At 64.3% G+C, this 26,974-nt stretch carries 25 protein-coding genes; 15 read left to right on the forward strand and 10 right to left on the reverse strand.

The features are described from left to right. The 3 genes from WCE05_RS23300 to cydB form a co-directional block, all read left to right on the forward strand. On the forward strand, positions 1-1,859 hold a 1,859-nt coding region (locus tag WCE05_RS23300), incomplete at its 5' end, for an FdhF/YdeP family oxidoreductase (protein WP_368816646.1). Positions 1,860-1,915: 56 nt separating this feature from the next. Further along, positions 1,916-3,307: a cytochrome ubiquinol oxidase subunit I gene (locus tag WCE05_RS23305; protein ID WP_368816647.1), complete on the forward strand. Its 1,392-nt coding sequence runs from the start codon at positions 1,916-1,918 to the stop codon at positions 3,305-3,307. 14 nt (positions 3,308-3,321) lie between these two features. Continuing rightward, positions 3,322-4,338, forward strand: coding sequence for a cytochrome d ubiquinol oxidase subunit II (gene cydB, locus WCE05_RS23310; RefSeq protein ID WP_368816648.1), 1,017 nt, complete (start codon positions 3,322-3,324; stop codon positions 4,336-4,338). Positions 4,339-4,372: 34 nt separating this feature from the next. Here the strand turns inward: cydB and WCE05_RS23315 are convergent, their stop codons facing one another. After that, positions 4,373-5,170, reverse strand: a complete 798-nt coding sequence (locus tag WCE05_RS23315; RefSeq protein ID WP_225788979.1) for a formate/nitrite transporter family protein — start codon at positions 5,168-5,170, stop codon at positions 4,373-4,375. Between the two features lie 248 nt (positions 5,171-5,418). On the opposite strand from WCE05_RS23315, the gene WCE05_RS23320 reads away from it, so the two are divergent. Next, complete coding sequence (locus WCE05_RS23320) at positions 5,419-6,357, forward strand: Dyp-type peroxidase (RefSeq protein WP_253081715.1); 939 nt, start codon at positions 5,419-5,421, stop codon at positions 6,355-6,357. 46 nt (positions 6,358-6,403) lie between these two features. Here WCE05_RS23320 and WCE05_RS23325 read toward each other — a convergent pair whose 3' ends face one another. Next, positions 6,404-7,099, reverse strand: coding sequence for a FadR/GntR family transcriptional regulator (locus tag WCE05_RS23325; protein WP_225788981.1), 696 nt, complete (start codon positions 7,097-7,099; stop codon positions 6,404-6,406). Between the two features lie 277 nt (positions 7,100-7,376). Here WCE05_RS23325 and WCE05_RS23330 point away from each other — a divergent pair, with 277 nt between their 5' ends. Genes WCE05_RS23330 through WCE05_RS23345 form a run of 4 tightly spaced genes read left to right on the forward strand, consistent with a single transcriptional unit; the run spans position 7,377 to position 10,223 of the window. Next, positions 7,377-8,162, forward strand: a complete 786-nt coding sequence (locus tag WCE05_RS23330) for a transporter substrate-binding domain-containing protein (RefSeq protein ID WP_225788982.1) — start codon at positions 7,377-7,379, stop codon at positions 8,160-8,162. 23 nt (positions 8,163-8,185) lie between these two features. Continuing rightward, positions 8,186-8,851 (forward strand): amino acid ABC transporter permease, encoded by a 666-nt coding sequence (locus WCE05_RS23335; protein WP_225788983.1) that lies wholly within the window; start codon positions 8,186-8,188, stop codon positions 8,849-8,851. Continuing rightward, entirely contained in the window at positions 8,852-9,499 is a 648-nt protein-coding gene (locus WCE05_RS23340; RefSeq protein ID WP_368816649.1) for an amino acid ABC transporter permease, read from the forward strand. Continuing rightward, a complete protein-coding gene (locus tag WCE05_RS23345) occupies positions 9,486-10,223 on the forward strand; it encodes an amino acid ABC transporter ATP-binding protein (RefSeq protein WP_368816650.1) in 738 nt (245 codons plus the stop codon). The genes WCE05_RS23340 and WCE05_RS23345 overlap by 14 nt, the downstream gene beginning before the upstream one ends. 77 nt (positions 10,224-10,300) lie before the next feature. On the opposite strand, the gene WCE05_RS23350 is transcribed toward WCE05_RS23345, so the two are convergent. From WCE05_RS23350 to WCE05_RS23370, 5 genes are all read right to left on the reverse strand, one after another. Beyond that, complete coding sequence (locus WCE05_RS23350; RefSeq protein ID WP_368816651.1) at positions 10,301-11,596, reverse strand: NAD(P)/FAD-dependent oxidoreductase; 1,296 nt, start codon at positions 11,594-11,596, stop codon at positions 10,301-10,303. Between the two features lie 50 nt (positions 11,597-11,646). Beyond that, positions 11,647-12,069, reverse strand: a complete 423-nt coding sequence (locus tag WCE05_RS23355; protein WP_368816652.1) for a RidA family protein — start codon at positions 12,067-12,069, stop codon at positions 11,647-11,649. 31 nt (positions 12,070-12,100) lie between these two features. After that, positions 12,101-13,240: a tyramine oxidase subunit B gene (locus WCE05_RS23360; protein WP_225788988.1), complete on the reverse strand. Its 1,140-nt coding sequence runs from the start codon at positions 13,238-13,240 to the stop codon at positions 12,101-12,103. Positions 13,241-13,480: 240 nt separating this feature from the next. Further along, on the reverse strand, positions 13,481-14,791 hold the full coding sequence (locus WCE05_RS23365; RefSeq protein WP_368816653.1) for a hypothetical protein: 1,311 nt from the start codon (positions 14,789-14,791) through the stop codon (positions 13,481-13,483). Between the two features lie 218 nt (positions 14,792-15,009). Further along, positions 15,010-16,497, reverse strand: coding sequence for an aldehyde dehydrogenase family protein (locus WCE05_RS23370; protein ID WP_368816654.1), 1,488 nt, complete (start codon positions 16,495-16,497; stop codon positions 15,010-15,012). Between the two features lie 299 nt (positions 16,498-16,796). On the opposite strand from WCE05_RS23370, the gene WCE05_RS23375 reads away from it, so the two are divergent. The 3 genes from WCE05_RS23375 (at position 16,797) to feaR (ending at position 19,913) form a co-directional block, all read left to right on the forward strand. Continuing rightward, entirely contained in the window at positions 16,797-18,293 is a 1,497-nt protein-coding gene (locus WCE05_RS23375; protein ID WP_225788991.1) for an APC family permease, read from the forward strand. Continuing rightward, positions 18,274-18,858: a DUF3156 family protein gene (locus WCE05_RS23380; protein WP_368816655.1), complete on the forward strand. Its 585-nt coding sequence runs from the start codon at positions 18,274-18,276 to the stop codon at positions 18,856-18,858. Before WCE05_RS23375 ends, WCE05_RS23380 begins: the two co-directional genes overlap by 20 nt. Before the next feature lie 113 nt (positions 18,859-18,971). Next, complete coding sequence (feaR, locus tag WCE05_RS23385) at positions 18,972-19,913, forward strand: transcriptional regulator FeaR (RefSeq protein WP_368816656.1); 942 nt, start codon at positions 18,972-18,974, stop codon at positions 19,911-19,913. Between the two features lie 76 nt (positions 19,914-19,989). Here feaR and WCE05_RS23390 read toward each other — a convergent pair whose 3' ends face one another. After that, on the reverse strand, positions 19,990-20,355 hold the full coding sequence (locus WCE05_RS23390) for a cupin domain-containing protein (protein ID WP_225788994.1): 366 nt from the start codon (positions 20,353-20,355) through the stop codon (positions 19,990-19,992). 29 nt (positions 20,356-20,384) lie between these two features. Continuing rightward, the gene (locus WCE05_RS23395; protein ID WP_225788995.1) at positions 20,385-21,683 is read right to left on the reverse strand and encodes an FAD-binding oxidoreductase; all 1,299 of its coding nucleotides are present in this window, start codon (positions 21,681-21,683) and stop codon (positions 20,385-20,387) included. 325 nt (positions 21,684-22,008) lie between these two features. On the opposite strand from WCE05_RS23395, the gene tyrS reads away from it, so the two are divergent. Together tyrS and hpaR are read left to right on the forward strand one after the other, a co-directional pair. Beyond that, a complete protein-coding gene (gene tyrS / locus WCE05_RS23400) occupies positions 22,009-23,238 on the forward strand; it encodes a tyrosine--tRNA ligase (protein WP_253105255.1) in 1,230 nt (409 codons plus the stop codon). 86 nt (positions 23,239-23,324) lie between these two features. Then, positions 23,325-23,747: a homoprotocatechuate degradation operon regulator HpaR gene (hpaR, locus tag WCE05_RS23405; protein ID WP_225788997.1), complete on the forward strand. Its 423-nt coding sequence runs from the start codon at positions 23,325-23,327 to the stop codon at positions 23,745-23,747. A gap of 25 nt (positions 23,748-23,772) precedes the next feature. Here hpaR and WCE05_RS23410 read toward each other — a convergent pair whose 3' ends face one another. Beyond that, positions 23,773-24,366, reverse strand: coding sequence for a TetR/AcrR family transcriptional regulator (locus WCE05_RS23410; RefSeq protein WP_368816657.1), 594 nt, complete (start codon positions 24,364-24,366; stop codon positions 23,773-23,775). A gap of 251 nt (positions 24,367-24,617) precedes the next feature. On the opposite strand from WCE05_RS23410, the gene WCE05_RS23415 reads away from it, so the two are divergent. Both WCE05_RS23415 and WCE05_RS23420 read left to right on the forward strand, forming a co-directional pair. Further along, positions 24,618-25,787, forward strand: a complete 1,170-nt coding sequence (locus WCE05_RS23415; RefSeq protein WP_225788999.1) for a p-hydroxyphenylacetate 3-hydroxylase oxygenase component — start codon at positions 24,618-24,620, stop codon at positions 25,785-25,787. Between the two features lie 77 nt (positions 25,788-25,864). Next, positions 25,865-26,809, forward strand: coding sequence for a p-hydroxyphenylacetate 3-hydroxylase reductase component (locus WCE05_RS23420; RefSeq protein ID WP_368816658.1), 945 nt, complete (start codon positions 25,865-25,867; stop codon positions 26,807-26,809). Positions 26,810-26,974 lie beyond the last annotated feature (165 nt).

A 26,974-nucleotide genomic window follows, 5' to 3' on the forward strand; every position in this document is an offset into this window, starting at 1 on the left:
GGGCCAGCAACGAGGCGGCGTTCCTCTACCAGCTGTTCGTCCGTGCCTACGGCACCAATAACTTCCCCGACTGCTCGAACATGTGCCACGAGGCCAGTGGCGTGGGCATGAACAGCACCCTCGGGGTTGGCAAGGGCACCGTGGTGTTCCATGACCTGGAACTGGCTGACGCGATCTTCGTCATCGGCCAGAACCCCGGCACCAACCACCCGCGCATGCTCGAACCGCTGCGCGAGGCGGTCAAGCGAGGTGCGCAGGTGGTGTGCTTCAACCCGCTCAAGGAGCGTGGGCTGGAGCGCTTCCAGCACCCGCAACATCCGCTCGAGATGCTCAGCAACGGTTCCGAACCGACCAACACCGCCTACTTCCGTCCGGCCCTGGGCGGCGACATGGCGGTGATGCGCGGTATCGCCAAGTACCTCCTGCAGTGGGAGCGCGAGGCCCAGGCCAAGGGCGAGCCAGCGGTGTTCGACCATGCCTTCATCGCCGAGCACACTAGTGGTATCGACGCCTACCTGGCGGCGGTGGACGCCACGCCCTGGGCGCACATCATCGAGCAATCCGGCCTGAGCCAGGCCGAGATCGAGTTGGCCGCACGCATGTACCGCAAGGCCGAGCGGGTGATCATGTGCTGGGCGATGGGCGTGACCCAGCACCGTCACTCGGTGCCCACCGTGCAGGAGATCGTCAACCTGCAACTGCTGCGCGGCAACGTCGGCAAGCCCGGTGCAGGCCTGTCGCCGGTGCGTGGCCACAGCAACGTGCAGGGCGACCGCACCATGGGCATCGACGAACAGCCTCCGGCACGACTGCTCGATGCCATCGAGTGGCGCTTCCAGTTCGAGGTGCCCCGCGAACATGGGCACAACGCCGTGCTGGCGATCAAGGCCATGGAGGAGGGACGGGCCAAGGTGTTCATCGCCCTGGGCGGCAACTTCGCCCAGGCGACGCCGGACACCCCGCGCACCCATGCGGCACTGCGCAACTGCGACCTGACCGTGCACATCGCCACCAAGCTCAACCGCTCGCACCTGGTGACCGGGCGTGACGCGCTGATCCTGCCGTGCCTCGGCCGGACGGAAATCGACCTGCAGGCCGAGGGGCCGCAAGGCGTCACCGTGGAAGACACCTTCAGCATGGTGCACATCTCCCATGGCCAGTTGAAACCGCGCTCGCCGCACCTGCGCTCGGAGCCGGCGATCATCGCCGGCATGGCCAAGGCCACCCTGGGCGACCACCCCATCGATTGGGACTGGGTGATCGGCGACTACAAGCGCGTCCGTGACCTGATCGCCGACACGATCCCAGGCTTCGAGCAGTTCAATACCCGCCTGCAACAACCGGGCGGTTTCCACCTGGGCAATGCGGCTGCCGAGCGGCAATGGCATACCGCAACCGGCAAGGCGCAGTTCACGCCGAGCGAGCTGCCGGCGCAACTGGTCAACGAGACCGTTCTCGAGCGCGGCGAGCGCCCAGACCTGATCCTGCAGACCCTGCGCTCCCACGACCAGTACAACACCACCCTGTATGGCCTGGACGACCGCTACCGGGGCGTGTTCGGCCTGCGCGAGGTGGTGTTCGTCAACGAGGCGGACATCCGCCGCCTGGGCTTCGAGCCTGGCGAGCACGTGGACATGGTGTCGCTGTGGGAGGACGGGCGCGAGCGACGGGTGTCGGGTTTCCGCCTGGTGCCCTACGACCTGCCCGAGGGGCAGGCCGCGGCCTACTACCCGGAGACCAACCCGCTGGTGCCCCTGGAAAGCTACGGTGACCGGACGTTCACGCCTACGTCGAAATTCATCGCCATCACGCTCGAGAAGTCACGGCCGGACAACCTGATCCACACCGTCGCCGAGTAACCCTCACGTTCCTTCTTCGGGTAGGCCTTCAGCAGAGGGCCTACGAGGATATTGTCATGTCGAATCTAGATGCGCTGGACCTGGCGCGGATTCAGTTCGCCTTCACGGTCTCGTTTCACATCATCTTCCCGGCCATCACCATTGGCCTGGCAAGCTTCCTGGCCGTACTGGAAGGGTGCTGGTTGAAGACCAGCAACCCGGTATACAGGGACCTGTATCACTTCTGGTCGAAGATATTCGCCGTCAACTTCGGCATGGGCGTGGTCTCGGGCCTGGTCATGGCCTACGAGTTCGGCACCAACTGGGCGCGCTTTTCCGATTTCGCGGGCAGCGTGACAGGGCCATTGCTCACCTACGAGGTGTTGACGGCGTTCTTCCTGGAAGCAGGCTTTCTGGGCGTCATGCTGTTCGGTTGGGACCGGGTAGGGCGCAAGCTGCACTTTTTCGCCACGGTCATGGTGGCCATCGGCACGCTCATCTCGATGTTCTGGATCCTCTCGTCCAATAGCTGGATGCAGACCCCGCAGGGCATCGAGATCATCGATGGGCGGGTCGCGCCGGTGGACTGGTTCAAGATCGTCTTCAACCCGTCGTTCCCTTACCGCCTGGCGCACATGGCGCTGGCGGCGTTCCTCTCGACGGCCCTGTTCGTCGGCGCCTCGGGCGCCTGGCACTTGCTGCGTGGCCGCGACACGCCACAGGTACGCAAGATGCTGTCGATGGCCATGTGGATGATCCTGGTGGCCACGCCCGTGCAGGTGGTGGTCGGCGATGCCCATGGCCTGAACACCTTGGAGCATCAACCCGCGAAGATCGCGGCCATCGAAGGCCACTGGGAGAATGTCCCGGGCGAGGCCTCGCCCCTGGTGCTGTTCGGGCTGCCAGACATGGATGCCGAGAAGACCCGTTACAGCCTGGAGGTGCCGTACCTGGGCAGCCTGATCCTGACCCACAGCCTGGACAAGCAGATCCCCGCGCTCAAGAGCTTCGCCAAGGAGGATCGCCCCAACTCCACGATCGTCTTCTGGAGCTTCCGGCTCATGGCCGGCCTGGGCATGCTGATGCTGGCCTGCGCGCTGCTGGCGCTGGTGCTGCGGCGCAACGGGGCCCTGTACCGCAACAAGGCATTCCTGTGGTTCGCCCTGCTCATGGGGCCGTCGGGGTTGATCGCCCTGCTGGCCGGCTGGTTCACCACCGAGGTCGGTCGCCAACCCTGGGTGGTGTACGGCATGTTGCGCACCACCGAAGCGGCGTCCAATCACAGCGCCGCGCAGATGAGCGTGACCCTGGCACTGTTCGTCCTCATTTACTTCTCGGTGTTCACGGTGGGCATCGGCTACATGATGCGCCTGGTGCGCAAAGGGCCGAAGACACACGAGGAGTACGTATCGCCCGATGCACCGGGCCAACTTGCGACAGCGCGTCGTCCGCTGTCGGTAGCGGATTGAGAGGAAGCTGAACCATGGCAATTCAAGGTATCGACCTGTCGATCATCTGGGGCGTGATCATCGCTTTTGGCCTGATGATGTACGTGATCATGGATGGCTTCGACCTGGGCCTGGGGATCCTGTTTCCCCTTATCAGTGATTCCCGCGAGCGCGACGTGATGATGAACACTGTGGCGCCGGTGTGGGATGGCAACGAGACCTGGGCGGTGCTCGGCGCAGCGGCGCTGTATGGGGCGTTTCCCCTGGCCTATTCGGTGATTCTCGAAGCGCTCTACCTGCCGTTGGTATTGGTGTTGGCGGGGCTGATCTTCCGCGGCGTGGCGTTCGAGTTCCGCTTCAAGGCGCACCCGCGCAAGCGCCACCTCTGGGACAAGGCGTTCATCGGGGGCTCTGTCCTAGCCACGTTCTTCCAGGGCGTTGCCATCGGCACCTACATCTCGGGCATCCCCGTGGAGAATCGCCAGTTCGCCGGCAGCGCCCTGGATTGGTTGGCGCCGTTCCCGCTGTTCTGTGGCGTCGGGCTGATCCTGACCTATGCGCTGCTGGGCAGCACCTGGCTGCTGATCAAGACCGACGGCATGCTGGAGTCGCGCATGCGCCACTACAGCCGCCCGCTGCTCTACCTGCTGGCGATCGTCATCGCGGTGATCTGTGCCTGGACTGCCTGGCTGCATGCCGATATCGCCCAGCGTTGGTTCGCCGGCAGCCATTGGGTTCGCTCCGTGGTGATCGCCACCCTGGCGGTGCTGTCGGTGGTGTTGATCCAGAAGACGCTGCGCAGGCGCCACTCGCACCTGCCGTTCATTGGCGTGGTGGCCCTGGTGTTCCTCGGTTACCTGGGCCTTGCGATCAGTATCTGGCCGAACATCGTGCCGCCTGGCATCGACCTCTGGCAGGCCGCCTCGCCGCTGTCGAGCCAGCTGTTCGCTTTGATCGGAGCGTTGTTCATCATTCCGATCATCCTGGTCTATACGTTCTGGAGCTACCACGTGTTTCGCGGCAAGGTGCAAGCAGGGGATGCCTACCACTGACCGGGTCACAGCCCCTGCCTGCAGGCGATGGGGCCTAGGGCGCTGGCTGCTGTTCCGGCGGGCAAGCCAGGACCGGGCCGTACGACAGGTAGTAGGCCAGCCCGACGAACACCGCACCGCCGACCGCATTGCCGAGGAACACCGCGGCGATGTTCTCGGCGAACTGGGCCCAGCCCAATTCGCCGGCGAAAATGGCCGCAGGGATCAGGAACATGTTGGCCACCACGTGCTGGAAGCCAATGGCGACGAAGGCCATGATCGGGAACCAGATGCCCAGGATCTTGCCGCTGACGTCCTTGCTGGCATAGGACAGCCAGACGGCCAGGCACACCAGCCAGTTGCAGCCGATGCCGGAAATGAACGCATGGAGGAAATCGGTATTCACCTTGGCGTTCGCCGCCGCCAGCGTCTTGGCCAGGAAGGGGCCTTCGGCAAGGCCCAGCAGGTGGCCGAAGCAGTAGGCGACGAACAGCGCGCCGAGAAGATTGGCCAAGGTGACCAGCAGCCAGTTGCGGGCCACTGCGCTGAGTCGGACCCGTTTGGCGAACAGGGCCATGGGCAAGGTCATCATGTTGCCCGTCAACAGCTCTCCGCCGGCGAGAATCACCAGGATCAGGCCCATGGGAAATACCGCTGCGCCAAGCAGGGTGCCGAGGGAGGCCCAGGGGGCTGGAATCAGGGTGCTGACGTGGATCGCCAGAAGAAACCCCAGTGAAATGAACGCACCGGCCAAAAAGCCCAGGATGATTGTCGAAGCGGTCGGTAGGTGGGCTTTCTTGACACCGGTTTCAACGACCAGTGCGGCAATCTGAGAGGGGGTGTTCACAGGCATTTCAACGACTCAAGGTAAAAGTATGACGGCGTCGGTGCTGGGTGGCGAGCGATAGCGCCGTAGAGGGGTAGCGGATCATGGGGCGGCGGAAATTAGCTGAGGCAAATTGAAGCAGTCCAATTGTTTGTATGGATGAATTGATAGGAGTTGTCTATGAAAGGAAGAGACCTGGGTGAAGATTTTTATTGCCTATGCAGCCTGTGCTATACCGATGCAACAACGCGAATCCTCATGGTGAGGGAAGTGAAATGAACGTTTCCGAGATCGAGCCTCAAGCTGTCGATACCCCGATTACCCGCAGTGCCCTCTTCATCGTGGCCACCCTGAAGCCTGGCAGTGACAACCGCGATAGCGTGCGTTCGCTCTGTGGCGACGTTGCCGCCCTGGTCCGTTCGGTCGGCAAGCGCGTACCGGCCGGCAACCTCTCCTGCGTGATGGGCTTCGGTGCCTCGGTGTGGGAAGCGTTGTTCGGCGCGCCGCGCCCTGCATCGCTGCATCCATTCCGTGAAATCGGTAGCGGCGGGCGTGTGGCCGTGGCGACGCCCGGTGACATCCTGCTGCATATCCGTGCCGAGCACATGGACCTGTGCTTCGAGCTGGCCTCGCAGATCATGACGCGCCTGGGCAGTGCCGTGACGGTGGTCGATGAAGTCCAGGGGTTTCGCTACTTCGACATGCGCAGCATCATCGGTTTTGTCGACGGTACGGAAAATCCGAGCGGCCGCGAGCTCGGCAAGTTCACCCTCGTCGGTGACGAAGACGCCCCGTTCGCGGGCGGCAGCTACGTGCTCGTGCAGAAGTACCTGCATGACATGGCGGGATGGAACGGGCTTTCCACCACCGAGCAGGAACATATCATCGGGCGGACCAAGCTCTCGGATATCGAGTTGGATGCATCGGTAAAGCCCAGTTGCTCGCACAGTTCGCTGACCACCCTCGAAAAGGATGGCCAGGAAGTGAAGATACTTCGCGACAACATGCCGTTCGGGCGCCCAGGGGCAGGAGAGTTCGGCACCTATTTCATTGGCTATGCCCGCTCGCCCGAACCCATCGAGGAAATGCTCGAAAACATGTTCATCGGCAGGCCACCAGGAAATTACGATCGACTGCTGGACTATAGCCGTGCCGTCACGGGCGGGCTGTTTTTCGTGCCTTCGGCGACCTTTCTGGAGAGCTGTGCGCAGTAGCTACAAGCGGTGCGAGAACTGAACGCCGCACCGCTTCTGCTTCCCCCTAGATCGCCGAAAACACCACACCCGTCCGCGATGCCGCATTGCGAATGTGCTCCTGCATCGCGCGTTGCGCCCCGGCCTGGTTGCGACGGGCGAGCTGGCGCAGGATCTTGCGGTGTTCCTGCCAGGTTTCCATGGCCCGTTCCGGGCGAATGAACGGCAGCTTCTGGCTCTCCAGGAAGATGTCCTGGCTGGCGGTGATCACCTGCAGCATGGCGCGATTGCCGCTGGCCTCCAGCAGGCGGCGGTGGAAGGCGAAGTCGAGGCGGGCGGCGGCGTCGAAATGGCCGGCGCGCAGTTGCAGGCGCATCGCCTCGACGTTGGCCTCCAGCTCGTCGATGTCCGCAGCCGTCAGGGACAGGGCCGCCAGGCCCGCGGCGAACCCTTCCAGCGCATAACGCAACTGGAAGGTATCGGCAGCGGACACCTGCTCGGCATAGGGCCAGGAGAAGCCGGCGGAGGCAGGGCTGGCCGGCGCCTGGACGAACACCCCCTTGCCCGGCTGCACGCTCACCAGCCCTAGCGCACTCAAGGAAGACAGCGCTTCGCGCAGGGAGGCACGGCTGACCCCGAGCTGGTCGGCCAGCTCGCGTTGGGAGGGCAGGGCGTCGCCGGGTTGGTAGTTGCCTTCCTGGATCAGCTTTCGGATGGCGTGCAAGGCGATTTCCGGGACTGCGCGGGGAAGAGTATCGAGCATCGGTTCAGGCCCGTCGGCGGAGGTTGTCTGCGCTTTGTAAAGGCTTTGCCCGTTGCCTGGCAAGCCTTGCGCTGCACTGGCGCAGGCCCATGGGCGATTGCACGAAAGCAGTGCGCGGCGATGAACCTGTTGGTACATGCGCTGCGCAACTGTTCAGACCAGTAAGACCGTGCGAGGCCTTGCCCGCGATGCCTTGCCGGTGCATGCGGGCAAGGCTGGCACGGGCTGTGCACTGACCAGGGCAGGCAACCTCTGTGCTCACCTTCGAGGCATTCCCATGAAAAACTTCCGCTCGTTGCTCCTGGCCACCCTGTTCTGCGGTAGCGCTCTGGCCTTGCCCCAGGCCCAGGCCGACGCCCTGGCCGACATCACTGCCCGTGGCGTGCTGAAAGTGGCCGTGCCCCAGGACTTCCCGCCCTTCGGCTCGGTAGGCCCAGACCTCAAGCCCCGTGGGCTGGACATCGACACCGCGCAACTGTTGGCCGACAAGCTCGGCGTCAAGCTGGCCCTGACCCCGGTCAACAGCACCAACCGTATTCCCTTTCTCACCACCGGCAAGGTCGACCTGGTGATCTCCAGCCTGGGCAAGAACCCAGAGCGAGAAGCCGTGATCGATTTCTCCCGCCCCTATGCGCCGTTCTACCTGGCAGTATTCGGGCCGGCCGACACGGCGATCGACGACATCGGCGCCGTGGCCGGCAAGACCATCAGCGTCACCCGTGGCTCGATCGAAGACATGGAGCTCTCCGCCGTCGCGCCCCAGGGCGCGATCATCAAGCGTTTCGAGGACAACAACTCGACCATCGCCGCCTACCTGTCGGGCCAGGTCGAGCTGATCGCCAGCGGCAGCGTGGTGATGGCCGTCATTGCCGAGAAGAACCCGACCAAGGTGCCGGTGATGAAGGTCAAGCTCAAGGACTCGCCGGTGTATGTGGGCCTGGCCAAGCAGGAGCCGGCGCTGTTGGAGAAGGTCAATGCCACCCTGGATGCGGCCAAGGCCGACGGCAGCCTTGGGCGCAATGCCGAGAAGTGGCTGAAGCAGCCGCTCCCGGCCGACCTGTGAACGGCACCTGGAGTCGTTGACCCATGGCCTATCAATTCGACTTCGCCCCTGTGCTGGCCCAGGGCGACCTGCTGCTCGAGGGTGCACTGTTCACGCTTCAGCTGACGGCGGTCGGCACCCTGTTCGGGATCGCCATCGGCGTGCTCGGCGCGGTGGTGCGCGCCTGGCGGCTGCGGCCGTTCGATGCGCTGTTCGGCCTGTACGTGGAACTGATCCGCAACACACCGTTCATCGTCCAGCTGTTCTTCATCTTCTTCGGCTTGCCGTCGCTGGGCGTGCGGCTGACGGAGTGGCAGGCGGCGGTGCTGGCCATGGTGATCAACCTCGGTGCCTATTCCACCGAGATCATTCGCGCGGGCATCCAGGCCATCCCCAAGGGGCAACTGGAGGCCGCTGCGGCGCTGGCCATGAGCCGTTTCGAAGCGTTCCTCCACGTGGTGTTGCAGCCGGCGCTGGCCAAGGTGTGGCCGGCCCTGTCGAGCCAGATCGTGATCGTCATGCTCGGCTCGGCGGTGTGTTCGCAGATCGCCACCGAGGAATTGTCGTTCGCCGCCAACTTCATCCAGTCGCGCAACTTCCGCGCCTTCGAGACCTACCTGCTGACGACCGTCCTGTACCTGGGCATGGCCATCCTGGTGCGCCAGCTGCTGGCCTGGATGGGGCAGCGCTTGCTGATGGGGAGACGCTGAATGGATTTCACCTTGTGGGATATCGTGCGCAACCTGCTCGTGGGGTTGCAATGGACCTTGCTGTTGTCGCTGGTGGCGTTCGCGTGCGGTGGTGTCGTCGGCCTGGCGTTGCTGCTGGCCCGGATTTCCGACAACCGATTGCTGCGTGGTGTGGCCAAGGGCTACATCGAACTGTTCCAGGGCACGCCGCTGCTCATGCAACTGTTCATGGTGTTCTTCGGCATTGCCCTGTTCGGCATCGATGTGTCGGCGTGGATGGCGGCGGCCATCGCCTTGACGCTGTTCACCAGTGCCTTTCTGGCCGAGGTCTGGCGGGGTTGCGTAGCGTCTATCCCGCATGGCCAGTGGGAGGCCTCCGGCAGCCTGGCGATGGGGCGCCTGGAGCAATTGCGCCACGTCATCCTGCCCCAGGCGCTGCGCATCGCCATCGCGCCCACCGTGGGGTTCTCGGTGCAGGTGGTCAAGGGCACGGCGGTGACTTCGATCATCGGTTTCACCGAACTGACCAAGACCGGCGGCATGCTCGCCAACGCCACCTTCGAACCCTTCCTGATCTACGGCCTGGTGGCCGTGGGTTACTTCATCCTCTGCTATCCGCTCTCGCTGAGCGCCCGTTACCTGGAAAGGAGGCTGCATGCCCCTGCTTAGAGTGTCTGCATTGCATAAGTACTACGGCGACAACCATGTGCTCAAGGGCGTCGACCTGAGCATCGAGGAGGGCGAGGTGGTCGCCATCATCGGCCGTAGCGGTTCCGGCAAGAGTACCTTCCTGCGCACCCTCAATGGTCTGGAGTCGATCAGCGACGGGGTGATCGAAGTGGACGGCGAGTACCTCGATGCCAGCCGCGCCGACTTGCGTTCGCTGCGGCAGAAGGTCGGCATGGTGTTCCAGCAGTTCAACCTGTTCCCGCACCTGACCGTGGGCGAGAACGTCATGCTCGCCCCCCAGGTGGTGAAGAAGGCAGGCCAGGCCGAGGCCCGCCAACTGGCCGAACGGATGTTGGCCAGGGTCGGCCTGGGCGACAAGTTCGAGGCCTACCCGGATCGCCTCTCCGGTGGCCAGCAACAGCGGGTGGCGATCGCCCGGGCGCTGGCCATGTCGCCCAAGGTGCTGCTATGCGACGAGATCACCTCGGCGCTCGACCCGGAGCTGGTCAACGAAGTGCTCGGCGTGGTGCGCCAGTTGGCCAGCGAGGGCATGACCCTGATCATGGTCACCCACGAAATGCGCTTCGCCCGAGAGGTGGGTGACAAGCTGGTGTTCATGCACCAAGGCAAGGTGCATGAGACAGGCAACCCGCGGGAGGTGTTCGCTGCGCCGAGAACGCCGGAGCTGGCGAATTTCATCGGGGCGGTGGCGCAGCAGGGGTAGGGGCGCTTGCCCCAGGCCTTGCGCACCAGGATGTCTAAACCTAGACCCTGATTACGAGGTGAGAGACAGGGCTCTTCTCATGCGAAACGCTCGAAACGATAGGGGCTCGGGTCGATCAGGGGGGGATGCTGCGAAACCAGGTCGGCTGCCAGTTGACCTGCCGCGGGTGACGTACCGAAACCATGCCCCGAGAATCCGGTCGCCAAGGTAAGCCCAGGAATGTTGGGGACTGCACCGATCACTGGGTTGGAATCCGGTGTGACATCGATGGTGCCGGCCCAGGCCGAGGCGATGCGGGCTTGCTCGAATTCGGGCCATGCAGCCTTCAAGTTGCGCATGGCTTCATCGTTCAGGGCCGGGTTAGCTTGCGGGTCCTGGATCCGTACACGTTCGAAGGGGGTCACCTCTGTGGCATTCCAGCGTCGAGCCAGGGCCAGATCCTTGAAGAAGTGCTTGCCGAAACTGATACGCAGGACATCACGCTGCGTTCGCAGCTGAGGCAGGTAGCGTTTTCCCAGGAGCAAGTGGTCCAAGGTCAGAAACGCATCCAGCGCGCCACGCTGAGTGATGATGAACCCTCCGTCCTTGTGCTTGCGGAACGAAAAGTCCGGAGCGCCCACGGCGATGTCGGTCGGCCCCTCCATCGGCTCGGTACGCAGTACCGAGCACGTCAACGGTAATGTGGGCAGGTTGATTTTCAGGTTGCCCAGGAATTTGCGTGACCACAAGCCACCGGCAAGCAGCACTTGGTCGCAGCTTATCTCGCCGCGCTCAGTCATGACCCCGCTCACCCTCCCCGCAGCCGTTACCAGTGTACGGACTGCGCAGTTTTCCACGATCACCGCCCCCTTGGCGATGGCTGCTCGGGCGATGGCGCTGGAGGCCAGGGTCGGTTCTGCGCGGGCGTCCGAAGGGGTATAGATACCGCCAGCCCAGTTGGCCCGGCCACCGGGCACCAGCTGGGCGATTTCCTTGCCGCTAAGCAGGCGGGAGTCCAGGTTCAGGCCCCCTACGCTCTTTAGCCAGCTCTCGTGCAGGCCCATCTGGGTCTCGTTACGACTGATGAACATGATGCCTGCCTGGCGGTATCCGACATCGGCCCCCACACGTTCGGGCATGCCCGCCCAGAGTTGGTCGGCCGCCAACGCCAGGGGCATGTCATGGGCATGGCGATTGGTCTTGCGTACCCAGCCTAGGTTACGCGACGACTGCTCGCCCGCGATTCGGCCTTTTTCCAACACCACCACGGGAATATTGCGTTCAGCGAGGGTGAGTGCGGCGGTCAGGCCGATGATGCCTGCGCCAATGATGACGACCGTAGTCGAACGAGGATGGGCGGCACTGGTGTGAACGGGATCGATGGTAGGAGGCATGGCGTCACTCACGGGCGGATCGAACGGGGGCAGTCATGAGGCCTGGCGTATCACTGGCCGAGGCGGATCATCGACACGTGTGCACTGGATGCACCGCGGTAGGCGGTGACCTCCAGCTCGACCTTGTACACGGTCGAGCCAAGCGGTGGGCAGGTGACCGTGGTGGCGGGATCGATGCCACGGAATTTCTCGCCGATCACCTCCATCACGCGCGGCACATCGCTTGGGTCCTGGATGAACACGCGGGAGCAGATGACGTCCGCCAGGCTGGCATCGACTGCCGCCAGCGCGGCTTCGATATTGGCGAAGACCTGGTGGGCCTGGTCGATGACATCTTCCGGAATGACCTGGGTCTGTGGGTTGCGCCCTGCGGTGTTGGATACGTAGATCCAGTCGTCGACTACGACCAGGCGAGAGTAGCTGGCCATGTCTTCGAATGTGGAGCCGGTCTTGAGTTTGGTGATCTGCATCATGGGGTAACCTTTCGAGGGGGTTGCGCAGGGGTTAGCTGAGAACGGGTTTTTCCCAGAGGTTGAGCTTCACGCCGATGCCTTTCTCGATCGCGTTGCGGTAGACCACGGTGCCCCAGGCGACGTCTTCCACGGGCATACCGCCTACCGACATGAGGATGATTTCCTCGTCGTCCAGGCGGCCAGGCGCTTCGCCGCTGATGATCTTGCCGATGTCTTCCACCTGTTCCGGGGCGAGCTTGCCTTCGGCGATCATGTCCATGAAGCGCACGCCCACCAGTGGCACGTGGTTGTGGGCAGGCTTGGGCAACTCTTCGAACCAGGCTTGGTAGAGGCCGGTGTTGTCCACCACCTTGCGCACGTCCACCCGCTCCATGCCCTCGTCGATGCTGCACGGGGCGGGCATGGCCAGGAAGGCGCCTGGCTTGACCCACTCGCGCCGCACGAGGGGATAGGTGGAAGGGTCGCCGACTTCGCCCGAGCTGCAATAGCTGACCAGGTCGGAGCCACGCACGACGTCCTCCAGGGTCTGTACGACCTGGATGTCGACGATCTGCGGGAAGGTCTGTTCGACCCAGGCAACGAAATCATCCAGGTTCTTCTGGCCGCGTCCCTTGATCTTGATCGTGTCGATCAAGGGGCATACCGCCATGAACGCGGCAACGGTGGTCTTGCCCATGACGCCAGGCCCGGCCAGGCCGATGACCTTGGCGTCCTGGCGTGCCAGATGACGGGCGCCAACCCCAGGAATGGCACCGGTGCGATACGCCGACAGCAGGTTGGCCGACATGTGTGCCAGCGGGGCGCCGGTATCGGCGTCATTGAGGGTGAACATCAGGATCGAGCGGGGCAGCCCCTTTTCCCGGTTGGCGATGTTCGAGCCATACCATTTGGCGCCGGCGGTACGGAAGTTGCCGCCCAGGTAGGCGGGCATGGCCATCATGCGCCGGTCCGCGGTGGGCTTTGGCATGTGCGGGAACGGCGAATGCTCGGGGAAGGTGATCATCGCACCGTGGGAGTCGTTGTTCGGGCCGGCCATGCGGTAGTCGCCCTGGTAGAGCAGGCCGAACATCTCCTCCATGGTGTCGACACAGGCGGGCATGTCGGTCACGCCGGCGCGGATCATGTCTTGTTCGCTGAGGTAGATGAAGTCGATTCGGGTGTCGAGGGTCATAGCGGATCTCACAGCGCAGGCGGCTCGGATGGCACCGCTGCAGTCGGGTTTTTTGTTGTGGTTCGACCAAGAGGAGAGGGTGGTCAGGTCGTCGTAGGCTGATGTGCAGTTTCGCTAACGACGGGTAGGTCGTCTTGTGTCAGCCTGCCAGCGGGATTGACCATCCGTGCCATGGCTTGAGTTGGCGATCGAACACGGGCGCGCCTGGCGCAGGGGCCCGTGGGTGTCGATGCGGCTGCTTTAGAAGGGAATTGCCACGGTCAATTGGCTGTAGACGTTGGTGCCGTTGCCGCCTACCTGGTTGCCGCCATTGCCTTGGTCCTTGCGTGGCTGGTACAGGCCCACCAACGGGCTGACGATCAGGTGCTCGGTGACCGTCCACTCCACGTAGACATCGAGCTCGCGGGCATCGAGGTCGAGGCTGTCGCGGGTGCGCAGGGTATCGAAGTCGAAGTACAGGGCGCCGACCGTGAGGTTTTCCAGCGGTGTCGCCTTCAGGCCGACGTGATGGATGCCGGTATTGCTGTTGAAGGGGCCGGCGTAGTTGGCGGCGACCTCGCCCTGGAACCAGGTGCCGTAACCACTGGACAGCCCGCTGAACAGCGAGTCCCAGCCTGCCGAGTAGCGGGTGTAGCGGTAGGTCAACTGCGGAGCCCAGGGCAGGTCGGCGAAGGTGTAGCCGGCCTGCAGGTACCAGGCCTGCTCGGGGCCGTCGTGTTTGTCTTGCCAGGCATACTCGAAGGCGAAGCTGGCATTGTCGATGCCGGCGTTGCCTTCGCCGCGCACGCTGTAGACATCCATCCCGGCCCGGGCCTTCTGGAAGTCGCTGGCCCACCGGTCGCTGACATCGATGCCGTGGATCCAGGTCAGGCCCAGGGTGCCGAGGGCATGGGCGTAGTCCAGGGTGCCTGCGGCCAGCTCGGTCTCAGCCTGGGCGCGGTTGTCGGACTTGAGCCACAACAGGCTGCCGTGCAGGCCGTCCTCGCCACCTAAGCGCAGCATCGCCGTGCGATCGAAGGCATGGCGGGCGGCCAGGTAGTAGGCGCCGCCCCGGTCCAGTGCGCCGTCGGCCACGCCGTTGCCCAGGTTGGGGCCGTCGTCGTTGATCAGGAAGCCGCTGCCCAGGCGAATCACCTGGCGGCCGGCGGAGATGTCCACGCCGTCCTTGCCCAATCGCGGCAGCAGGTCGCCCGAGCGCCAGCCAAGGTAGGCGTCCTCGATCTTGGTGGTGCGTTCGGAGCCGTCGGTGTTGCCGGCCGCATCGCCATCGCCCCAGGTGGCGGAACTCACCCAGTTCAGGGCGCCGTACAGCGTGCCGTTGCCCGCCAGCCCCTGGTGGCCGCTCAGGCCGTACTGGAGGAAGCCCTCGCGCCAGGTCGAGCCGCCCGGGGTGCCGTCGTAGTTCTTGCGGCTGTTGAACATGCCCCAGACCGCGAGCATGTCGGCATTCAGCTGGCTGTCGTCGTCGGCATACAGCTCGTAGGCCGGCGCGGCCTGGCTGGCGAGCAGTGTCGCCAGGGCCAGGGTGGACAGCGTTCGTGGTTTGACCATTGCTCTTCCCTCGTTGTCATGCGCGCCTTGCCAGGCGCTTTTGTTGTACGTGGGCACCCCGTTTCGGCGAGGGCCGTCGCGGTTGGCAGCGACGGCTTATTAGCGCGTGTCGGCTAGGGCGGGGTCTTGTTCGTGGCTGCCAAGGCGCTTGCACGCCTTGGCCAGAAACAGAGCAGGAGGGCGACAACGTGATCGGGGCGAGCGTGTCGCCCGGAGCTTCAGTAGCGGATCATCACCGACTTGAGTTCGGTGAAGTCGTCGATGAACGCCGAGCCGAACTCACGGCCGATGCCGGACGCCTTGATGCCGCCGAAAGGCACTGCCGGGTCGAGCAAGGTGTGCATGTTGACCCACAGCGTACCGGCCTGGATTTCCGGGATCAGGCGCATGCCCTTGCCCAGGTCGTTGGTCCACAGGCTGGCGCTCAGGCCGTAGGGCGAAGCGTTCATCAACTGCAGCAACTCATCTTCGTTGTCATAGGGCAGGAAGGTGGCTACCGGGCCGAAGGTTTCCTGGTTGAGCAGCGTGTCGTTGGCGCTTCTGGCGAGAATCACGGTGGGCTCGACGAAGCAGCCCGGGCCATCGCCGATGTTCCCGCCGTGGATGATCTGGCTGCCTTCGGCGCGTGCAGTGGCGAACAGTTCGGCCAGCTTCTGCTGGTGTGGCTTGTTGGCCACTGGCCCGAACTGGGTGGACTCGTCCAGCGGCGAGCCGATCTTCAACTGGCCCAGGCGTTGGGACAGGGCATCGAGCAGCGGGTCGATGCGCGAGCGGTGCACGTAGAAGCGCTCGCCGGCGGCGCAGATCTGCCCGGCGTGCAGGAAGCCGGCCTCGATGATGCCGTCGACCGCCTTGTCGATGCCCACATCGGGCAGGAAGGCCACCGCGTTCTTGCCGCCCAGCTCCAGTGTGGCTCGGGTGAGCTTGGCGCCCATGGCGGCCTGGCCCACGGCGATGCCGGTGGGCACGGAGCCGGTGAACGATACCTTGTCGGTGCCCGGGTGCTCGACCAGTGCCTTGCCCACCAGGCCGCCGCCGGTCAGCACATTGAGCGCGCCGGCCGGCAAGCCGGCTTCGCTGGCCAGTTCGGCGACGCGCAGCAGGGTCAGGGGCGTGAACTCGCTGGGTTTGATGATGATGCTGCAGCCGGAGGTCAGGGCCGAGGCCAGCTTCCAGATGGCGATCATGGTGGCGAAGTTCCACGGCACGATGCCGACCACCACGCCGATCGGTTCGCGCAGGGTGAATGCGCTGTAGCGCTCGCCGGCGAACGAGGGCAGGGAAGGGGTGATGGTCTGGCCGGTGATCTTGGTGGCCCAGCCGGCGTAGTAGCGCAAGAAGTGTGCGGCCTGCTCGACCTCGAAGGCGCGGGCAATACCGATCAGCTTGCCCGACTGCAAGGTTTCCAGCTGAGCCAGCTCTTCGCGGTTGGCTTCCAGCAGGTCGGCCAGCTTGAACAATACCGCGGCGCGGGCTGCCGGGCTGGTGCGCGACCAGTGGGTGAAACCCTGGCGGGCCGAGGCCACGGCCTGGTCGACGTCGGCCTGGTTGGCGTCGGCGATATGGGCGATGGTCTGGCCGTTGGCCGGGTTGACCACGGCGATCTTCTCGCCGCCTTGGCTGGCCACGGCCCGGCCGTGAACGAACAGGCCATGGTCGCGGGCCAGGAATGCGTTGACGGAAGGAAGCAGGGGGATGTCGCTCATGGGAACTCCAGAGGGGCAGGTGAGGATCGGCCGGCAGGCCGCCAAAGCGTTCGAGCATAGTGAGCGGTGTGGTGCCGGTCTTGTGTCCCCGTGACAGCACCATGACTCTGCCTGCCACGGGGCGCGAAGCGGCCCCCAATGACAACTCCATGGCAGCCAGCAACAAAGCCCACGGCAGCCATCGGCAAGACGCCATGCCATGCGCGGCGCACAGTAGCCACGCAGGGAGGCAGGCAACCGCCGTGCGTGCAGGTTCGCTTGCTGCGTTCAACGCCATAACAACAAACCGGGGCACAACGATGTCACTCAACAACACGCTCACCGAGCATCTCAACCGGGGCAGTGTCGGTTTCCCCACAGCGCTGGCCAGTACCGTAGGGCTGATCATGGCCAGCCCGGTGATCCTCACCGCGACCATGGGCTTCGGTATCGGCGGCGGCGCCTTCGCCATCGCCATGGTCATCGCCGCGCTGATGATGCTGGCGCAGTCCACGACCTTCGCCGAGGCGGCCTCGATCCTGCCGACCACCGGCTCCGTCTACGACTACATCAATTGCGGCATGGGCCGTTTCTTCGCGATCACCGGTACGTTGTCGGCGTACCTGATCGTGCATGTGTTCGCAGGCACCGCCGAGACGATCCTGGCCGGGGTGATGGCGCTGGTGAACTTCGAGCACCTCAATACCCTGGCCGAGTCCGCCGGTGGCTCGTGGCTGCTCGGGGTCTGCTTCGTGCTCGCGTTCGCGGTGCTCAACGCCTTCGGAGTCAGCGCGTTCAGCCGCGCGGAAGTGATCTTGACCTTCGGCATGTGGAGCACCCTCATGGTGTTCGGCGTGTTGGGCCTGGTCGCCGCGCCGGCGGTGGAGTTGCAAGGGCCGTTCGGTGCCTCGCGGGTCGGTACCGACCTGATGACCATCCTCTCGCTGATCGGCATGGCCATGTTCATGTTCGTCGGCTGCGAGTTCGTCACGCCGCTGGCGCCCGAGCTGCGCCGCTCGGCCTGGGTGCTGCCCAGGGCGATGGCCCTGGGCCTGTTCGGCGTGGCCAGCTGCATGTTCATCTACGGTGCAGCGATGAAGCGCCAAGTGGAGAACGTCGTGCTCGATGCCGCCAGTGGCCTGCACCTGCTCGACACGCCCATGGCCATCCCGCGTTTCGCCGAGCAGGTGATGGGGGATATCGGCCCCGTCTGGCTGGGCATCGGCTTCCTGTTCGCCGGTGCCGCCACCATCAACACCTTGATGGCCGGTGTGCCGCGCATCCTCTATGGCATGGCGGTCGATGGCGCGTTGCCGAAAGCCTTCACCTATCTGCATCCACGCTTCAAGACGCCACTGCTGTGCATCCTGGTGGTGGCGTTGATCCCGTGCCTGCATGCCTGGTACCTGGGCGGCAACCCGGACAACATCCTGCACCTGGTGCTGGCGGCCGTATGCGCCTGGAGCACCGCCTACCTGCTGGTGACCTTGTCGGTGGTGATCCTGCGTATCCGCCGCCCCGATCTGCCTCGCGCCTATCGCTCGCCGTTGTTCCCGCTGCCGCAGATCGTTTCCAGTGCCGGCATCCTCCTCGGCATGGCGTTCATCACTCCGCCAGGGATGAACCCGGCAGACATCTATGTGCCGTTCGCCGTCATGCTCGGCGGCACTGCGGCCTATGCGCTGTTCTGGACGCTGTGCGTGCAGAAGATCAACCCGTTCAAGCCCGCGCGGGTCGAGGATGTACTGGAGAAAGAGTTCGCCGCCGAGCCGGGCCAGGCCGTGGAGCACGTACAGCATGATCAGAAGTTTGCGTGAGCGCCTGCTGGCCCCGCGTGCCCCGGCCGGCTACCGGCCCGGGGTTACGCTCGGGCACCTGGCGCGTAATCTCGGGCAACTGGACATGCACTGGCTGGAGCCGGCTGCCGGGGTGATTCAGGGCCCCGCGCAGGGCTGGCGTGCCGAGGTGCGCGAGCGCGTCGAGGCGCACCTGCTGATGCATGTGGTGACCTGCGAATTCCAGTTGTGCGTGCCGGCCCTGCAACAGGGCGATGTGCGGCTGCAGCTGCGTCATACCGGTGCGGTCCGTCGTAGCGGCGTGGCCTGCGTGTATCGCGCCGGCGATAAGGCACGCTTCGCCCAGGTGCGTGACCACCTGCTGAGCGATGGGGCATTGCAGGCGGCGCTGATGCCACTGGATTTCAAACGCCTGACCCTGGAGTGCCTTGGCGGGCAATGGTGCCTGGGCCTGGAGCACATGGGCGGTAGCGAGGTGGTCAACCGCATGCCGGCGTTTCGCCGCTACCTTCAGATCAGCCCGCAACAGCGCGAGCATCTGTCGAACAGCCTGGCCTTGCTCAGTGCGTCGCTGCAACGCATCTGAGCCAGGCTGGCATGTCCCTTGCTGTTTTTCTCGGTGAAAGATGACCGTTGTGCATGCATTGTTAACATGTTATCAATGCATGCATAACAACAAATTCTGCGTCGAGGGCAGCCATGCACACTCAACAACCCGACCGCCAGGGGCTGGAACGCTGGACCCTGGCCATGCAGCAGATCTGCGGCCGTTTCGAAACGTCGCTCGCCTCCAATCACTCGCTGTTCATCGGCGAGGTGTTCGCCTGCTCCCGTGCCGGCCTGCCGGTAGCCAACCTGCGCACCAACGCCGGCAGGATCCGTCGCCTGGGAGAAAACCCCGCGCTCGATGATGACCAGCACTGCTTCTTGGTCAGCCAGCGCGCAGGACATGCCTGCGTGGCGCAGGATGGCATGAGCGTCAGCCTGGCACCTGGCGAGCTGCTGTTGATGGACTCGGTCGGGCCGTGCGAGATCACCCCCAACGGCCTGATCGAGCATGTCTCGCTGGCGCTGCCCCGGGACCAGGTGCGCAAGCATGTGCAAGGCACTGGCGCGATGTTCGGCAAGATCTCCTCGACCAATGCCTGCGGGCGCATGCTCCATATGCTGATGGACCAGTTGTGCAAGGAGGGCAGCGGCAGTGACGATGGCGCCCAGGGCGAGGCACTGCAGAGCGCTTTCATTGCCTTGCTCGAGCCAGGCTTCGAGCGCAGTGGTGCCAGCCCCTGCAACCTTGGCACCCTTAATGGGACCAGCCTGCGCCGCTATGTGCAGCAGGTGATCGACGAGTCGCTGTCCCAGCCCGGGCTCACGCCGGCCAGCCTGGCGGGGCGGCTGAACATTTCCGTGCGGCACCTGTACCGCCTGTTCGAGGAGCAGGGCGACAGCGTCTGCCGCTACATCCAGCGTGCGCGCCTGCAGCGCAGCGCCGACGACCTGGCCAACCCGTTGTTCAGAAGCGAGTCGATCACCTCGATCGCCTACAAGTGGGGGTTCACCGATTCGGCGCATTTCAGCCGCTCGTTCAAGAAGCAGTTCGAGCGCTCGCCCAAGGATTACCGGGCGCAGGCCATGGCCTGAAGATCACATGCCTTGCCGACGAACGAAAACGCCGCCTGTGCTCCGGCACAGGCGGCGTTTTCGCGAGCGACCGGCCTCAGGCCACGGCCAGGTAATGCTTGACGAACGATTCGCTCAGCACCTCCCACAGCACCGGCGTGCCTTTGGTGACGAACCAGGCATCGCCGGCCTTGTAGCGGGTGACCTGGCCGGTGGATTCGTCGGTCAGCTGGATTTCGCCGGTGACGATCACCGCCTGCTCGTCGAATGGATAGACCATGCGGAACGTGCCGCGGGTGGTGCCGAAGTAGGCACTGCTGACCGGGTCGGTCGGTGCGCCGTGGGTCATCTTGCCGAAGGCCTTGACTTCGCCTTCGAGGATTTCCGAGCCCAGGTCGGCAACAGTGCCCCAGTCGTCGAGTTCGGACAGTTGTACGCCTTGCTTGGCGGCGGTAAGGGTCATGGCAGTTCTCCAGTGGTGAGAGGAAAGGTTCAACGACGGCCGTTGAAATAGCCCGAGAGCTGGTGCACGGTCTTGCCGGCAGTGAGCAGCAGCGGGCGGAAATGCTCCTTGCCGAGGATCCGCGCATGCTTGACCGAACTGATCAGGTCATAGCGCGAGGAGCCTTCGTGCATGCCCTCGGCGAGGATCTTGCAAATGATGTGGCTGGGCGTGACGCCAAAGCCGGAATAGCCCTGGACATAGAACGCGTTGGGACGGTTGCTCAGTGTGCCGATTTGCGGGAACAGGTTGGCGCTGGTGGCCATCGGGCCGCCCCAGGCAAGGTCGATGCGCACGTCCTTTAGGTAGGGGAAGATCTTCAGCATCAGGGCGCGGTTCCAGGCCTTGAGGTCCAGCGGAATGCGTTCGATGAAGGGGGTGGCGGCACCGAACAGCAGGCGGTTCTCACGGGTCACCCGGTAGTAGTCGATCACCGGGCGGATATCGCTGTAGGCACCACGGATCGGGCTGATGCGCAGGATCTGCTCATCGGACAGCGGCTCGGTCATCAACTGGAAGGCGTAGGTGTTGATGATGCGTGCATGCAGTTCCGGTTCGAGCTTGTTGAGGAAGCTGTCGCAGGCCCACAACAGCTTGCTGGCGCGCACCGAGCCGCGGCCCGTACGCACCTTGATGCGCTCGCCATAGGTCACCTCCAGGGCCGGGCTGTGTTCGAAGATCCGCGCACCGTGGCCGACCAGGGCCTGGGCTTCGCCCAGCAGCAGGTTGAGCGAGTGCACGTGGCCGGCGCCCATGTGCAGCAAGGCGCTGGTGTAGGCGTCGCTGCCGATGATCTGCCGAACCTCCGAGCCGCCCAGGAAGCGGATCTCGTCACGGCGGTTGATCGCCTTGAAGTCCTTTTCCCAGGCGCGCAGGGTCTTTTCCTGGCGGCGGTTGAAGCCCATGTAGCCATAGCCGTGGCAGAAATCGGCATCGATGGCGTAGCGGGCGATGCGCTCCTGGATGATGCCTGCGCCCAGTTCGCTGATTTCGAAGATGGCCTTCAGGCCCTGCTCGCCGACACTGCTTCTGATCTTCTCCAGGTCATGGCCGATGCCCGCCATGATCTGCCCTCCATTGCGCCCGGTGCCGCCGAAACCCAGGTAGCGAGCCTCGAGCACGACGATGTTGGTGATGCCTTTCTCTGCCAGCTCCAACGCGGTATTGATCCCTGAGAAGCCCCCGCCGATGACCACGACATCGGCCTCGATGTCGCTTTCCAGGGTGGGGAAGCTCAGGTTGTACTTCTTGGTTGCGCTGTAGTAGGTCGGGGTTTCGATGGTGATCATGACGCAGCCTGCTGAATTGGAGTTGTGGTAGGGCCGTCGCGGATGGGCGCTCGCACGTGGGGTCATTGAGCACCTAACGATCGGTAGGTGTCTTGTCCGAGCATGCCATGGAGTTTAACCAGCCTGCCAATACGGCGTATAGGCGGCATACTTGACGTTGGATGAAGACTCCTTGATCATGCGCATCATGAATATCTTAATTAGCCTTCCACGCTACCGTCGCTACGCCACCTCTACCTGAGGCGGTCGTTGCCCCGTGCACGTCATCCGCCCGAGGCGGTTGGACGTGTGTCTCGCTCCTCGGGCCTTTACCCAAGGAGTTGTCATGAGCGATCCACAGACCGACCTGATCGGCCACCTGCAAGCCAGGGGCTTCATTCACCAGAGCACCGACCTCGAGGGTTTGCGTACGCACCTGCAGGAGGGGCCACGGACCTTCTACCTGGGCTTCGATGCCACGGCCGACAGCCTGCATGTCGGGCACCTGCAGGGGCTGATGCTCATGCGTTGGCTGCAGCGCGCCGGGCACCGTCCGATCCTGCTGATCGGCGGCGCTACCACGCGCATCGGCGACCCGAGCTTTCGCGACGAAAGCCGGCCAATCCTCGACGAGACGCAGATCCAGGCCAACATCGCCGGCATCACCCGCACCTTCGGCCGCTACCTGCAGTTGGGGGAAGGCGCGGGCCTGGTGGTCGACAACGCGCAGTGGCTCGACGGCATTGGCTACTTGCAGTTTCTCGACCAGGTGGGCCGCTACTTCTCGATCAATCGCCTGCTGACCTTCGACGCCGTGCGCCAGCGCCTGGACCGGGAGCATTCGCTGTCGTTCCTGGAGTTCGGCTACACCTTGCTGCAAGCCCACGACTTCACCGAACTGGCCCGCCAGCACGACTGCACCGTGCAGTTGGGCGGTGCCGACCAATGGGCCAACATCATCAACGGCGTCGAGCTGGCCCGGCGCCGCGACAAGCGCCAGTTGTTCGGCCTGACCATGCCGCTTTTGACCAGCAGTGACGGCAAGAAGATGGGCAAGTCGGTCAATGGTGCGGTATGGCTCGACGAGCGTCGCCTGCCGAGCTTCGACTTCTGGCAGTTCTGGCGCAATTGCGATGACCGCGATGTGCCGCGCTTTTTGGCCTTGTTCACCGAACTGCCCCTGGCGCGGATTGCCGAGCTCACTCGCGAAGGCGGCGCGGCTTTGAACCAGGCCAAGGCCTTGCTGGCCGACGAGGTCACCGCCTTGGCCCACGGTGCCGAGGCGGCGCGCCTGGCGCGTGAGGCGGCAAGCGGCGTGTTCGGGCAGGGCGAGGGCGCCGGGTTGACCACCATCACCCTGGCTCGGGACGCACTGGCGGTGCCGAGCCTGGCCGAGGTGCTGGTGCAGGCCGGCCTGCAGCCTTCGCGCGCTGCGGCCAGGCGCCTGGCCGACGGTGGCGGCTTGCGTCTGGAGGGTGAGGTAGTGCACTCGGCGGACCTGGCATTGCCTGCCGATCGCCAGGCATGGCGGGTGAGCCTGGGCAAGAAGCGCCATTACCGCCTGGTCCTCGAATGATCGAATGCTGGCAGATTGGTTAATGTACTCACGAGCGCGTGCTGGCATACTCGCCAGCACGCTTTTTTCACGATGCCCAGGTACGCATGACCACACCAAGACCTTCCCTGACGCTCACCCTGCTGCAAGCGCGTGAAGCCACCATGGCGTTCTTTCGCCCGTCGTTGAACGCCCATGACCTGACCGAACAGCAATGGCGGGTGATTCGCATCCTGCGCCAGCAGGGCGAGCTGGAAAGCCATCAGTTGGCTGAGCTCGCCTGCATCCTCAAGCCCAGCATGAGCGGCGTGCTCAAACGCCTCGAGCGCGATGGCATCGTGACCCGGCGCAAGTCGCCGGAAGACCAGCGACGGGTGTTCATCAGCCTGACGGTCAAGGGGCAGCAGGCGTTCCTGGCGATGAGCGAGGAGATGGGCCGCAACTATGAAAAGATCCTCAGCCAGTTCGGTGAGGAGAAACTCGAGCAACTGATGCAACTGCTCGACGACATGAAGAAGATCAAACCGTGACGCGCCGAGCGCCACGGCCAGCGGCTCAAGGGTTCAGCGACAGCGAGTCGTCGAGGATCTTCAGCAGCGATGCCGCGCGCCGGGCGTAGACGGCGGGGGCGGCGTACATCAGCTCCACATGCAGGCTGTCGATGATGCCCAGGTATGCATCGGCATAGACCTCCAGGCGGGTGTCCTGGGTGTGCGCCCAGCCGTATCGTGCGCGCAGGGCCTGGCAGAAACCCTCGCGCACAAGGTCCAGGTAGCGTTCGAAGCCCGAGGTGACGATTGGCTTGATGCTGGCCGGGGGCGCGAACGCCGTGCGCAGGATGAACCGCAGGTTGGCCGATGCCTGGTAGCGCTCGGCAAGGTGCAGCACCAGCCAATGCCCCGGGGCGACATCGTCTGCGGCTTCCTGCCGGAAGGCGTGCTCGACGAACGCCGTTTCGTGTGCCAGCGCACGCTGGAAGACCTCCACGAACAATGCATCCTTGTTGGCGAAGTGGGCGTACAGCGAGGCTTTGCGCATACCCGCCCGTTGGGCGATTTCGTTCAGCGAGGAGGCGTCGTAGCCGTATTGCGCGAAGTGGCCGACGGCGGCGTCGCAGACACGTGCCGCAGAGGGGGAAAGCGCTTTCAACAAAGTCACTCCGTCAGGGGCGCGTGAAGGTCGCGCGCTGTTGGAAGGGGATTTTGGTGATCGCCAGGGCCACGGTCAAATGCTTCCGCCACGCCGATCCGCCAAACCATGGAAAGTACAATTTTCCCCTTGTAACGTGCATTTCTCGGCAACTTTCAACGCCACATACTGAACGTGTCATCGAGACTTTTCGGCTGCCCGTTGCTGCACCGGGCCTGCACGCTGACGATCCAATAATAAAGAGACCGTTCATGAAAAAGCCAAATCCCTTGCTGGAAGACCTCAAAGCCATTCTGCCGACCATTGCCGCCAATGCCTTCCGGGCAGAGCAGGACCGCAGCGTCCCTGCCGAGAATATCGCCCTGTTGAAGAGCATCGGCATGCACCGGGCGTTCCTGCCCAAGCAGTACGGCGGCATGGAGATTTCCCTGCCACAGTTCGCCCAGTGCATCGCGCTGCTGGCCGGTGCCTGTGCCAGTACCGCGTGGGCCATGAGCCTGCTGTGCACCCACAGCCACCAGATGGCGATGTTCTCGCCCAAGCTGCAGCAGGATGTCTGGGGTGCCAACCCGGACGCCACGGCCAGCAGCAGCATCGCGCCGTTCGGCCGCACCGAAGAAGTCGAAGGCGGTGTGCGCTTCAGTGGCGAAATGGGCTGGAGTTCCGGCTGCGACCACGCCGAGTGGGCGATCCTGGGCTTCCGTCGTCAGAATGCCGAAGGCACCCAGGATTACTGCTTCGCCGTCCTGCCACGCAGCGATTACGAAATCCGTGACGACTGGTATGCCGTCGGCATGCGCGGCAGCGGCAGCAAGACCCTGATCGTGCGGGAGGCGTTCGTGCCCGAGCACCGTATCCAGAAAGCCAAGGACATGATGGAGGGCAAGTCGGCAGGTTTCGGCCTCTATCCAGACAGCAAGATCTTCTTCGCCCCGTATCGCCCTTACTTCGCCAGTGGTTTCTCGACCGTCAGCCTCGGTGTCGCCGAGCGCATGCTCGAGGTGTTCCGCGAGAAGACCCGCAACCGCGTCCGCGCCTACACCGGCGCCGCCGTCGGCGCGGCCACGCCGGCGCTCATGCGCCTGGCCGAGTCCACGCACCAGGTGGCCGCCGCACGGGCCCTGCTGGAAAAGAGCTGGGACGAGATCGCCGACTACAGCGAGCGCCACGAGTACCCGTCACGCGCCACCCTGGCCTTCTGGCGCACCAACCAGGGCTACGCGGTGAAGATGTGCATCCAGGCGGTCGATCGCCTGATGGAAGCCGCCGGTGGCGGTGCCTGGTTCGACAGCAACGAGATGCAGCGCCTGTTCCGTGACGCGCACCTGACCGGCGCCCACGCCTACACCGACTACGACGTCTGCGCGCAGATCCTTGGCCGCGAGCTGATGGGCCTGGAGCCCGATCCAACGATGGTCTGAGCCGCCGCCAGGCGGATCCCCGATACAACCACAATAACGAACAGGGCAGGTCCCCTTGGCCTGCCCGGGAGTCTTGCATGTCCAACGAAACCCCAACCACCCCTGGCTTCGATACCCGCGCCTTCCGCCGTGCCCTGGGCAACTTCGCCACCGGCGTGACCGTGGTCACCGCGGCCGGGCCGAGTGGCCGCAAGGTCGGCGTGACCGCCAACAGCTTCAACTCGGTGTCGCTGGAGCCGGCGCTGATCCTGTGGAGCATCGACAAGCGCTCGACCAGCCACGAAGTGTTCGCAGAGGCTTCGCACTTTGCCGTGAACGTTCTGGCGGCCGACCAGATCGAGCTTTCCAACAACTTCGCCCGCCCCAAGGAAGACCGCTTCGCCGGGATCGACTACGCGCAGGGGGCCGGCGGTGCGCCGCTGCTTGCTGACTGCTCGGCGCGTTTCCAGTGCGAGAAGTTCCAGCAGCTCGACGGCGGCGATCACTGGATCCTGGTCGGCAAGGTGGTGGCTTTCGATGACTTCGGTCGCTCGCCGTTGCTGTATCACCAGGGTGCCTATTCGATGGTGCTGCCGCACACCCGCATGACCCAGCGTGCCGAGGGGCAGGCGCCGAGCAGCCACTTCCAGGGGCGCCTGCAACACAACCTGTACTACCTGATGACCCAGGCCCTGCGCACCTACCAGGCCGACTACCAGCCACGTCAGCTGTGCACCGGCCTGCGCACCAGCGAAGCACGCATGCTGATGGTGCTGGAGAACGATGCCGGGCTGAGCCTGAACGAGCTGCAGCGCGAGGTGGCGATGCCGGCCCGGGAGATCGAGGAAGCTGTCGCCAACCTCAAGCGCAAGGGGTTGATCGCCGATGACGAGGGGCGTGTGCGGCTGTCGATCAAGGGGGTCGATGAAACCGAGGCGCTGTGGGCCATTGCCCAGGAGCAGCAAGACAAGGTGTTCGGGCAGTTCAGCGCGGAGCAACTGGAGACTTTCAAGACTGTGTTGAAGGCGATCATCCGCATGTGAGGCCGACGCGGGCTGCTGTGGTGGTTGCACCGGCCCTATCGCCGGCAAGCCGGCTCTCACAGGTTGTGCGCAAGGCCGAGGCATGAACGACAACGGCGCCCCTGTGGGAGCGGGCTTGCCCGCGAACACCGGCGAAGCCGGTGCCATCCACCGCGTCACCTGCTT

This window comes from Pseudomonas sp. I2, assembly GCF_040984075.1.
GTDB lineage: Bacteria > Pseudomonadota > Gammaproteobacteria > Pseudomonadales > Pseudomonadaceae > Aquipseudomonas > Aquipseudomonas guariconensis_B.